Below are 10,339 nucleotides of genomic sequence, written 5' to 3'. Positions count from 1 at the left end.
AGCAGCGCGTCCAGGGCGGTCTCGCCGCGCAGCACGCTCCCGGCCAGGGTGGACAGGATCTCGGACTCGGCCCGCAGCCGGGCGGCCTGGTGGGTGCGCCGGGCGGCGAGGTCCACCACGGAGGCCACCGAGACGGCCACCCCGAAGAACACGGCGATGGCCATGATGTTCCGGGGGTCGGAGACGGTGAACCGGTGCACCGGCGGCGCGAAGAAGTAGTTCAGCAGCAGCGACCCGAAGGCCGCCGAGGCCAGCGCCGGCCAGAGCCCGCCCAGCAGGGCGGCCGCGACCGTCAGCGCCAGGAAGAGCAGCATGTCGTTGGCGAGGCCGGGATCGGCGTCGATGTTGGTCAGCAGCGCGCACAGCAGCACGGGGAAGACCACGCCGACCACCCAGCCGGCCGCGATCCGGGGCCGGCCGAGCCGGGCCGCGGAGCGGGCCACGGGCAGCCCCCGCCCCCGGGCCACCTCCTCGTGGGTGACGATGTGCACGTCGAGGTCGGGCCCGGAGTCGCGGGCGACGGTGGCGCCGACCCCGGGCCCCAGGATGTACTGCCAGGCCTTGCGGCGGCTGGAGCCCAGCACGATCTGGGTGGCGTCGACGCCGCGGGCGAAGGCGAGGAGGGACTCGGGGACGTTGTCGCCGATCACATGGTGAAACGTTCCGCCAAGGTCCTCGACCAGGGTCCGCTGCACCGCGAGCTCCTTGGGCGAGGCCGAGGTCAGCCCGTCGCTGCGGGCGATGTAGACGGCGAGGACCTCGCTGCCGGAGCCCTTGGCCGCCATCCGGGCGGCCCTGCGGATGAGGGTGCGGCCCTCGGGGCCGCCGGTGAGGCCCACCACGATCCGCTCACGGGCCTGCCAGGCCGAGCGGATGCCGTGGTCGCCCCGGTACTGCTGGAGGTACTCGTCGGCCCGGTCGGCGACCCACAGCAGCGCGAGCTCGCGCAGCGCGGTCAGGTTGCCCGGCCGGAAGTAGTTCGACAGGGCCGCGTCGACCTTGTCCGGCTTGTAGATGTTGCCGTGCGCCATGCGCCGGCGCAGCGCCTGCGGGGACATGTCGACCAGCTCTATCTGGTCGGCCCGCCGCACCACCTCGTCCGGCACGGTCTCGCGCTGGCGCACCCCGGTGATCTTCTCCACCACGTCCCCGAGGGACTCCAGGTGCTGGATGTTGACGGTGGTCACCACGTCGATCCCGGCGCGCAGCAGCTCCTCCACGTCCTGCCACCGCTTCGCGTTGCGCGAGCCGGGGACGTTGGTGTGCGCGAGCTCGTCGACCAGGGCCACGGCGGGGCGCCGGGCCAGCAGCGCGTCCACGTCCATCTCGGTGAAGGCGGCCCCCCGGTACGAGAGCTCCCGCCTGGGCACCTGTTCGAGGCCGTGCAGCATCACCTCGGTGCGCGGCCGCCCGTGGTGCTCGACGAAGCCGACGACGCAGTCGGTGCCGCGCTCCACCCGGCGGTGGCCCTCCGAGAGCATGGCGTACGTCTTGCCCACTCCGGGTGCCGCGCCGAGATGGATCCTTAGCCTTCCGCGTCCCATGCGCTCATTCTCGGGGACGTTCCCGCTGTTCACGCACCGAAAGGACGTACGCCGGACATCCCTGACGCATCCCTGACGCACGCGCCCCGGGCGCGCGAAGGCCCGCCGGCCCGCCCCCCTTCCGGGAGAACGGGACCCGCGGGCCGGACGAAACCCTTCGCGGGGTCCGGATCAGCGGACCTCGGTGATCTCCGGGCCGCGCTCCAGCTGGCCCATGCCGCCGGAGAAGCGCGAGCCCTCCTGCTCCTCGGCCGTCTGCACGCCGTCCGGCACCATCTGGGCGTCGTTCGGCAGCTTCAGGACGATCGGGTCGCGCGGGGCCATCGGGCCGTCGCCGCGGACGACGACGGTCTCCCGGAAGATCTGCTCCAGCACGCCGGCCGACTCGGGGCGCACCGCACCCTGGCCGGAGATGACGCCGCGCAGGAACCAGCGCGGGCCGTCGACGCCGACGAAGCGCACCAGCTGGGCGCCGGTCTGGCCGTCGGGCAGCGGTACGGGGACCTGCGCGCGCAGCTCCCAGCCCAGCGGGCCGTCGACCTCGTCGATGATGCCGCCCTGCTGGGTGATGCCCGAGGCGATCTCGTCGCGGACCTCGCCCCAGATGCCCTCCTTCTTGGGGGCGGCGAAGGCCTGCAGCTGCACGGCGCTGTCGTTCAGGACGACCGTGGCGGCCACGATCGCGTCACCCGCGACCTCGACGCGCAGCTCCATGCCCTCGACGCCGGGCACGAGGATGCCGCCCAGGTCGACCCGGCCGTCGGCCGGGTTGCCGAGCACCTCGGAGACGTCCCACGGGCCGTCGGGCCGCGGGGCGGGGGGCAGGTTGAGCCTGCGGGGCGCGGCGGAGTCGTCGCCGGCCTGCTCGTCGGCAGCCACGCCGTTCACGACCTGCTCGGCCGCGCCGCCGTCATGGGCGGAGTCGTTCTTCTTGCGACGTCCGAACACGTCACTGTCCTTCCCGGTCGGATACGACCGAAGCGTAGCCATTCCCACCCTGCTGACCAGCCCCGGATCCGGCCACGGCCGCATGGCCGCCGGTGGAGCCGAACCCCCCGTCGGCCCGGGCCGAGCCGGGAAGCTCCGCCACCTCGTGGAAGCGCACCTTCTCGACCCGCTGGACAACCAGCTGGGCAATGCGGTCGAATCGCTCGAACCGGACGCTCTCGCGCGGGTCGAGATTGACCACGATCACCTTGATCTCCCCACGGTACCCGGCATCCACCGTCCCCGGGGCATTCACGAGCGCGAGCCCGCAGCGGGCCGCCAGGCCCGACCGCGGGTGCACGAAGGCCGCGTACCCGTCCGGCAGGGCGATGGAGACCCCGGTGGGCAGGACGGCCCTCTCCCCGGGCTCCAGCTCGGCGGCCACCGTGGTCACCAGGTCGCAGCCGGCGTCGCCGGGGTGGCCGTAGGCGGGAATGGGCACCTCGGGGTCGACGCGGCGGATCAGCACGTCGACGGGCGCATGGGTGTTCTGGGACATCAGGGGTTCACCTCGAAGGCGCGTGCGCGCCTGACCTGGTCCGGGTCGGACATCGCCGCCCGGATCTCCTCGGGCCGACCGTTGTCGATGAAGTGGTCGACCTTCACCTCGATGAAGAGCGCGTCCGCGCGGACGGCGACGGGGCCGTCCGGCCCGCCTATCCGGCCCACGGCGGTGGAGTAGATCTTCCGGCCGGCGACGGCGGTGACCTCGGCCTCCAGGTACAGCACGGTGCCCACGGGCACGGGCCGCACGAAGTCGGTCTCCAGCCGGCCGGTCACCGCGATGACGCGCAGCAGCCAGTTCAGGGAGCCCAGCGTCTCGTCGAGCGCGGTGGCCAGGACGCCGCCGTGCGCGAGACCGGGTGCGCCCTGGTGAGCGGGCCGGACGGTGAACTCGGCCGTGACGCGTACGCCCTCGCCCGCCCGCGCCTCCAGGTGGAGCCCGTGCGGCTGGCCCCCGCCGCACCCGAAACAGTGTTCGTAGTGCGCGCCGAGGAGCTCCCCGGGCGCCGGGGCATCGGGGTGCCGGACCGGTGCGGAGGCATCGGCCGGGGGCGTCAACGCCGTGTTTCGTCCACTCACAGGCGCTGACCTTACCCGCGCGGCTACCCGCCGGTCGCCCCGTGGGAGGCTAGGTCCCATGCAGTCCTCCCCCGCGCACCACGACGAACGACTCTCCGCGCCCCGCTCCTGGTGGGGCATAGCGGCCCTGACCGGCCTGGCGTGCGCCCTGATGCTGCTGCCGCTCGGCACCCTGCCGCTGCTGGCGGGGCTGGTCGGCGGCGCGGCGCTGACGGGGATGCTGGTGAGTTCGTACGGCTCCGCGCGCGTGCGCGTGGTGAACGGCGCGCTCGCGGCCGGCGACGCCCGGATCCCGGTGACGGCCCTGGGCGAGCCGGAGGTGCTGGAGGCGGAGGAGGCGCGCGCCTGGCGCACGTACAAGGCCGACACCCGGGCCTTCATGCTGATGCGCAGCTACGTCCCCACGGCGGTCCGGATCGAGGTCACCGACCCGGCGGACCCGACCCCGTACGTGTACCTCTCCACGCGCGAGCCGCAGGCCCTCGCGGCGGCCGTCCGCGCGGCGAAGGCCGCCGCACCGCAGGCCTGATCCGGCGGGGCTCAGCCCCCGTCCGGGCGGCGCCCCTCCAGAGCGGCCCTGGTGGCCTCGGGAAGGGGCCCGGAGGGGCGTTCCAGGGGCGGGAGGGCGGGGAGGGCGTCCCACGGCACGGCGCGGCCGCGCAGGTCCCCACGGACCTTCTCGGCGAGTTTCCTGGTGTCCCGGCGGTTCAGGACGGCTCCGACGGCGGCGCCGACCATGAACGGCATGAGGTTCGGCAGGTTGCGGACCATCCGCTTCATGATCTGCTGGCGGAGTTCGCGCTTCATCTGACCGCCGAGCGCCGCGTTCAGCGTGGTGGGCTTGGTCAGGTCGATACCGCGCTCCTGGGTCCAGGAGGTCAGGTAGGCGAGGCTGCGGTCCTTGAGGCCGCCCGGCGGGCGCTGCCCGTAGACCTCGTGCAGCTCGGCGATGAGCTTCAGCTCGATCGCGGCGACCCCGGTGATCTCCGCGGCCAGCTCCGCCGGCATCGCGGGCGGGACCGGCAGCATGGCCGCGGCGCCGATGCCGGCGCCCACGGTCGAGGTGGCGTTGGCGGCCCCGGCGATCAGCTTGTCGGCCAGTTGGTCGGGACCGAGGTCCGGGAACTGCGCCCGCAGGGTCGCGAGGTCCCGCACGGGAACGCGCGGGGCGTTCTCGATGATCAGGTCGGTGATGTACAGGGCGGCGGCCTTGGCGCTCTCGCCGCCCTTGCGCACACCGTTCTTGACGGCTTGCATCCGACGCGTCCCCGGCCTGCCCCGGGGCTCCTCGTCCGCCATCGCGGCCGACGGCACCGCCGCGGCGGTGTCGGACGGCAGCACAGTCGTCCCGAAGGCCTGGCCGCCGGCGTCCGCGGGGCCCGTTTCCGGGCCCGTGGTCACCGCGCGAACCTGCGCCTCCGGATCGGCAGATTTCCGGAAGCGTCGCTTCCGAAAGGGCGTCGAGCCGGTCACGGCCGTCCTCAGTCGCAGTCGCGGCAGATCGGCTGGCCGTTCTTCTCGCGCGCCAGCTGGCTGCGGTGGTGCACCAGGAAGCAGCTCATGCAGGTGAACTCGTCGGCCTGCTTGGGCAGCACCCGGACGGCCAGCTCCTCGTTGGAGAGGTCGGCACCCGGGAGCTCCAGGCTCTCGGCGCCGTCGAAGTCCTCGATGTCGACGCTGGACGTGACCTTGTCACTGCGCCGAGCCTTGAGCTCTTCGATGCTGTCGTTGTCGACGTCGTCGTCGGTCTTGCGTGGGGTGTCGTAGTCCGTTGCCATTTTTTTCGCTCTCCCCCTCTGGGATTTAGCGGTGTCTCAGCGCACGTAACGCGCGAGAGGCCGGACTTGTGCCCGACCTGAGGCGGAGATTTTGCCTCACATCAAGGTCTGTTACTCAATCGACACCCAGCCGCGTACCCGAAGGACTCCGTGGCCGGGATGTCGAGCGGACCGTACACGGTCGGGGGGCCGCCTTGCACGAACGCCACCCCGTGTATTTCCCGCCATCCGGGGGGCCGGAAACCCGGACTTCCCGGGCTTTCCGGCCGCCTTGGGGTCACAGAACGCGCATGACCCGACACTCGACACTGTGATCGATCACACAGGATGGGCCCGCCGCGGACGCCACCGGATTCCGCTGACGGCGAACAGGATCCGGGCGGATCAAAGGGGCAACGTGACACGCATCACGAGGCCACCGCCCTCGCGGGGCGTCGCGAGGATGCGGCCGCCGTGTGCGCGCGCCACGGAGCGCGCGATCGACAGGCCGAGCCCCACACCCTTGTCGCTGCCCGTTCGCTCGGTACGCAGCCGTCTGAAGGGCTCGAAGAGGCTGTCCACCTCGTACGCGGGAACCACGGGACCCGTGTTCGAGACGACGAGCACCGCCTGACCGTGCTGCGCCTCGGTCGTGACCTCCACCCAGCCGCCCTCCGGCACGTTGTACCGGACGGCGTTCTGCACCAGGTTGAGGGCGATCCGCTCCAGCAGGACGCCGTTGCCCTGGATCACGGCCAGCGCCCGCTCGCCGCGGATCTCCACGCCCTTGGCGAGGGCCTCGCCCCGGGCCTGGTCGATGGCGCGGGAGGCCACCTCGGCGAGGTCGACCGGTTTGCGCTCGACGATCTGGTTCTCGCTGCGGGCCAGCAGCAGCAGGCCCTCGACCAGCTGTTCGCTGCGCTCGTTGGTGGCCAGCAGCGTCCTGCCGAGCTGCTGGAGCTCCACCGGCGCTCCGGGGTCCGAGAGGTGGACCTCCAGCAGCGTCCGGTTGATCGCCAGGGGGGTCCGCAGCTCGTGCGAGGCGTTGGCCACGAAGCGCTGCTGGGCGGTGAAGGCCCGCTCCAGGCGGTCGAGCATCTCGTCGAAGGTGTCGGCGAGCTCCTTCAGCTCGTCGTCCGGGCCGTCCAGCTCGATCCGCCGGGTCAGGTCGGAGCCCACCACCCGGCGGGCGGTGCGGGTGATCTTGCCCAGCGGCGAGAGCACCCGGCCGGCCATCGCGTAGCCGAAGGCGAAGGCGATGACGCTGAGGCCCAGCAGGGCCATCAGCGACCGGCTGAGCAGGTCGTCCAGGGCGTGCTTGCGCTGGTCGAGGATGCACTGCGCGATCGCGGCGTTGAACTGGTCGATCGACTGGTCGATGCCGACGCCGGAGCAGGTGGTGCTGGAGACCTCGACCTTCTGACCGCCGACGATCTTGAAGGGGAGCGCGTTGCCCTCCCTCAGGGCCTGGGCGGCCAGCAGGTAGATGATCGACAGCAGCAGGATCCCGGCGATCAGGAACATGCCGCCGTACAGCAGCGTGAGCCTTATCCGGATGGTCGGCCGCAGCCAAGGGAAGGGACCCTCGGGCTGGCCGGGGTCCCAGGTCGGTTTCGGTGGCGCCGCGGGTGGCGCCGGGGTCGGGGCCACCGGATCAGATCCGGTAGCCGGAGCCGGGCACGGTCACGATGACGGGCGGCTCCCCGAGCTTGCGGCGCAGGGTCATGACGGTCACCCGGACCACGTTGGTGAACGGGTCGGTGTTCTCGTCCCAGGCCTTCTCCAGCAGCTGCTCGGCGGAGACCACGGTCCCCTCGCTGCGCATGAGCACCTCCAGCACCGCGAACTCCTTCGGCGCCAGCTGCACCTCGCGGCCCTCCCGGAACACCTCGCGGCGGTTCGGGTCCAGCTTGATGCCGGCCCGCTCCAGCACGGGCGGGAGCGCGACGGTGGTGCGCCGCCCGAGGGCGCGCACGCGGGCGGTCAGCTCGGTGAAGGCGAAGGGCTTGGGCAGGTAGTCGTCGGCCCCGAGCTCCAGGCCCTCGACGCGGTCGCTGACGTCGCCGGAGGCGGTGAGCATGAGCACGCGCGTGGGCATGCCCAGCTCGATGATCTTCCGGCAGACGTCGTCGCCGTGCACCAGCGGAAGGTCCCGGTCGAGCACGACCACGTCGTAGTCGTTCACCCCGACGCGCTCCAGCGCCGCGGCGCCGTCGTACACGACGTCCACGGCCATGGCCTCCCGGCGCAGGCCCGTGGCCACCGCATCGGCGAGCAGCTGCTCGTCCTCGACGACGAGTACGCGCACGTCGTTTCCTTCCTTCGAGCCCTTCAGGGCACACGTGTGTTGCGCCTCCATCCTGCCGGTTTCGGCCGTAAACCGGCTGTAAGGCGCCCCTGGGGCCCTCCTCGGGCGTGCGCAGGGCGTGGAAACGGCGTGTGGGCGCGGTGGAAGTGAGGATTCCCTCGCCTTACGAGGTTTCTGGGCCCAGGGTGCCGGGGAGGACGAGGAGCACACCCCATCCACACCCTGAAGCGGCGGACTGCTCCGTGCTCTCCGCCGTCGACCCACGCAGAGGGGGCGCACCCACCATGGACGCATTCACCGCGGGTCTCCTGCAGCGCATCAAGGCCACGCAGTCGGACCTCAGCAAGGCCCGTGAGACGGGCGACGACTACCTCGCGGATGTGGAACAGGCCGAACTGGAAGACCTCCAGCGGCTCGCCGCAGAACACGGCGTACCGGTTTCCGCCGCCTGACCCGACGGCAGCACCTCCGAGCTCACAGCGCACCCACCGGGCCCCGGCCGCCGAGAGGCGGCCGGGGCCCGGTGCCGTCCGCCCCGGGCGCGCCCGGTCAGTCGTGCCAGGCCCCGGCTTCCTCAAGGAGCAGCTGGAGCGGGGCGAAGACCGCCGGGGTGGCCGCCAGCGCCAGCTCCCCCGAGGCCGGCTCCGTGGGCCGCCCTCCGGTCAGGGCGCCCGCCTCGCGGGCGATCAGCTCGCCCGCCGCCAGGTCCCACGGGTTCAGCCCGCGCTCCCAGTACCCGTCGAGGCGGCCCGCGGCGACGTCGCACAGGTCGAGCGCCGCCGAACCGCCGCGCCGGATGTCCCGCACCACCGGGATGATCCGCGCCGCGACCTCGGCCTGGTGGGCCCGCCTGGTCTGGACGTACGCGAAGCCGGTGGCGATCAGCGCCCGGTCCAGCGGCGCGTCCTCCCGGCAGGCCAGCCGGGCGGTGCCCGACCAGGCCCCGCCGCCCAGCACCGCGTGGTACGTCTCCCCGCGCATCGGCGCCGCCACGACGCCCACCACGGTCTCGCCGCGGTACTCGGCCGCGATGGACACGCCCCAGCTCGGGAGCCCGTAGAGGTAGTTCACGGTGCCGTCCAGCGGGTCGACGACCCAGCGCACGCCGCTCGTGCCGGGGCTGTCCGCGCCCTCCTCGCCCAGCAGCCCGTCCGCGGGCCGGCGCTCGGCGAGGATGCCGGTGATCAGCTTCTCCGCGGCGATGTCCATCTCGGTCACCACGTCGATCGGGCTGCTCTTGGTCGCGGCCACCGCCAGATCGGCCGGCCGGCCGTCGCGCAGCAGCGCCCCGGCCCGCCGGGCGGCCTCCAGGGCCACGTCCAGCAGCTCTGCCTTCAGGTCCTGCGGGATCACGCTTCCCCCTACGCGTACGGGCTGTCCGTGCCGGCGGCGGCCGGCCGGGGCGTGCGGGCGGGGCAGCAGCCCACCGCGCACAGGTCGTGGCTCTGTCCCAGCGTGCCCACCCAGCACTCCCGCGGGCGCTCCCCGCGCTCGCGGGCGGCGCGCTCCAGCACGAGTTCGCGTACCGCGGCGGCGAAGCGGGGGTCGGCGCCGACGGTCGCGGAGCGCTCGGCCGGCAGGCCCAGTTCGGCGGCCTTGGCCTTGGCCTCGGTGTCGAGGTCGTACAGGACCTCCATGTGGTCGGAGACGAAGCCGATCGGCACCATGACCACGGCCGGCGCGCCGTCGGCGTGCAGGGCCTCCAGGTGGTCGCAGATGTCGGGCTCCAGCCATGGGACGTGCGGGGCGCCGCTGCGGGACTGGTAGACGAGCTGCCAGGGGTGCGCGGTGCCGGTCTCCGCCGCGACGGCGTCGGCGATGACGCGGGCCACGTCGAGGTGCTGCTTGACGTAGGCCCCGCCCGCGCCGCCCTCGGTGTGGTCCTCGACCGGGCCGGAGGTGTCGGCCGCGGAGTCGGGGATGGAGTGGGTGGTGAAGGCCAGCCGGGCCCCGTCCCGGACCTCGGCGGGCAGGGCCGCGAGCGAGGCCAGCACCCCGTCGATCATGGGCCGCACGAAGCCGGGGTGGTTGAAGTAGTGCCGCAGCTTGTCCACGCGCGGCAGCTCCAGGCCCTCCTCCTCCAGGGTGGCGAGGGCGTCGGCGAGGTTCTCGCGGTACTGGCGGCAGCCCGAGTACGAGGCGTACGCGCTGGTGGCGAGGACCGCGATGCGGCGCCGGCCGTCGCGCACCATCTCCCGCATCACGTCGGTCAGGTACGGGGCCCAGTTCCGGTTGCCCCAGTAGACCGGCAGGTCCAGCCCGTGCTCGGCGAGGTCCTTGCGCAGGGCCTCCAGCAGCTCGCGGTTCTGCCCGTTGATCGGGCTGACCCCGCCGAAGCCGAAGTAGTGCTGCCCGACCTCCTTCAGCCGCTCGCGGGGGATGCCCCGGCCGCGCGTGACGTTCTCCAGGAACGGCACGACGTCGTCGGGTCCCTCGGGGCCGCCGAAGGACAGCAGCAGCAGGGCGTCGTAGGGGGCGGCGAGGCCTTCGGCCGCGGGCACGTCGGGGGCACGGAGCTGGTCTGACATGCCCCGAATCCTGCCACTCGGGGTCGACCGGGGAGAACCGGCCGGTCCGCATCCCGGACGCGGCGTAGGTAAGGTGAGCCTAAGTTGAAGCGTTGATTTCTTCCCCGTGCGGGCGCCTTGTCGGCAGTCGTA

12 protein-coding genes are annotated in these 10,339 nt (G+C 72.9%); 2 read left to right on the top strand and 10 right to left on the bottom strand.

What is annotated here, in order from left to right:
- The 4 genes from SSNG_RS38730 to SSNG_RS26770 form a co-directional block, all read right to left on the bottom strand.
- Window positions 1-1,544 (bottom strand): DUF4118 domain-containing protein (locus SSNG_RS38730; protein WP_007267054.1); only part of this gene is annotated, 1,544 nt, incomplete at its 3' end.
- 171 nt (window positions 1,545-1,715) lie between these two features.
- A complete protein-coding gene (locus SSNG_RS26780) occupies window positions 1,716-2,492 on the bottom strand; it encodes a DUF3710 domain-containing protein (RefSeq protein WP_007267053.1) in 777 nt (258 codons plus the stop codon).
- 1 nt (window position 2,493) lies between these two features.
- On the bottom strand, window positions 2,494-3,030 hold the full coding sequence (gene dut, locus SSNG_RS26775; RefSeq protein WP_007267052.1) for a dUTP diphosphatase: 537 nt from the start codon (window positions 3,028-3,030) through the stop codon (window positions 2,494-2,496).
- Window positions 3,030-3,614: a PaaI family thioesterase gene (locus tag SSNG_RS26770; protein WP_007267051.1), complete on the bottom strand. Its 585-nt coding sequence runs from the start codon at window positions 3,612-3,614 to the stop codon at window positions 3,030-3,032. Before SSNG_RS26770 ends, dut begins: the two co-directional genes overlap by 1 nt.
- Window positions 3,615-3,672: 58 nt before the next feature.
- Here SSNG_RS26770 and SSNG_RS26765 point away from each other — a divergent pair, with 58 nt between their 5' ends.
- Window positions 3,673-4,143 (top strand): DUF3093 domain-containing protein, encoded by a 471-nt coding sequence (locus SSNG_RS26765; protein ID WP_007267050.1) that lies wholly within the window; start codon window positions 3,673-3,675, stop codon window positions 4,141-4,143.
- 11 nt (window positions 4,144-4,154) lie between these two features.
- On the opposite strand, the gene SSNG_RS26760 is transcribed toward SSNG_RS26765, so the two are convergent.
- The 4 genes from SSNG_RS26760 to SSNG_RS26745 all read right to left on the bottom strand — a co-directional run bounded on the left by SSNG_RS26760 (window position 4,155) and on the right by SSNG_RS26745 (window position 7,679).
- Window positions 4,155-5,087, bottom strand: a complete 933-nt coding sequence (locus SSNG_RS26760; RefSeq protein ID WP_050779738.1) for a hypothetical protein — start codon at window positions 5,085-5,087, stop codon at window positions 4,155-4,157.
- Between the two features lie 8 nt (window positions 5,088-5,095).
- Window positions 5,096-5,392, bottom strand: coding sequence for a DUF4193 domain-containing protein (locus SSNG_RS26755; RefSeq protein WP_007267048.1), 297 nt, complete (start codon window positions 5,390-5,392; stop codon window positions 5,096-5,098).
- Between the two features lie 384 nt (window positions 5,393-5,776).
- Entirely contained in the window at window positions 5,777-7,021 is a 1,245-nt protein-coding gene (locus SSNG_RS26750; protein ID WP_007267047.1) for a HAMP domain-containing sensor histidine kinase, read from the bottom strand.
- Between the two features lie 4 nt (window positions 7,022-7,025).
- On the bottom strand, window positions 7,026-7,679 hold the full coding sequence (locus SSNG_RS26745) for a response regulator transcription factor (protein WP_007267046.1): 654 nt from the start codon (window positions 7,677-7,679) through the stop codon (window positions 7,026-7,028).
- Window positions 7,680-7,963: 284 nt separating this feature from the next.
- Here SSNG_RS26745 and SSNG_RS42345 point away from each other — a divergent pair, with 284 nt between their 5' ends.
- Window positions 7,964-8,131 (top strand): hypothetical protein, encoded by a 168-nt coding sequence (locus SSNG_RS42345; protein WP_164720975.1) that lies wholly within the window; start codon window positions 7,964-7,966, stop codon window positions 8,129-8,131.
- A 97-nt stretch (window positions 8,132-8,228) separates the two neighbouring features.
- Here SSNG_RS42345 and SSNG_RS26740 read toward each other — a convergent pair whose 3' ends face one another.
- The gene (locus SSNG_RS26740; RefSeq protein ID WP_042804151.1) at window positions 8,229-9,029 is read right to left on the bottom strand and encodes an inositol monophosphatase family protein; all 801 of its coding nucleotides are present in this window, start codon (window positions 9,027-9,029) and stop codon (window positions 8,229-8,231) included.
- An 11-nt stretch (window positions 9,030-9,040) separates the two neighbouring features.
- On the bottom strand, window positions 9,041-10,207 hold the full coding sequence (locus SSNG_RS26735) for a ferrochelatase (RefSeq protein ID WP_042801990.1): 1,167 nt from the start codon (window positions 10,205-10,207) through the stop codon (window positions 9,041-9,043).
- Between the last annotated feature and the right edge of the window lie 132 nt (window positions 10,208-10,339).

This window comes from Streptomyces sp. C (genome assembly GCF_000158895.1).
Taxonomy (GTDB): domain Bacteria; phylum Actinomycetota; class Actinomycetes; order Streptomycetales; family Streptomycetaceae; genus Streptomyces; species Streptomyces racemochromogenes.
This window is presented reverse-complemented; position numbering and strand designations above follow the sequence as displayed.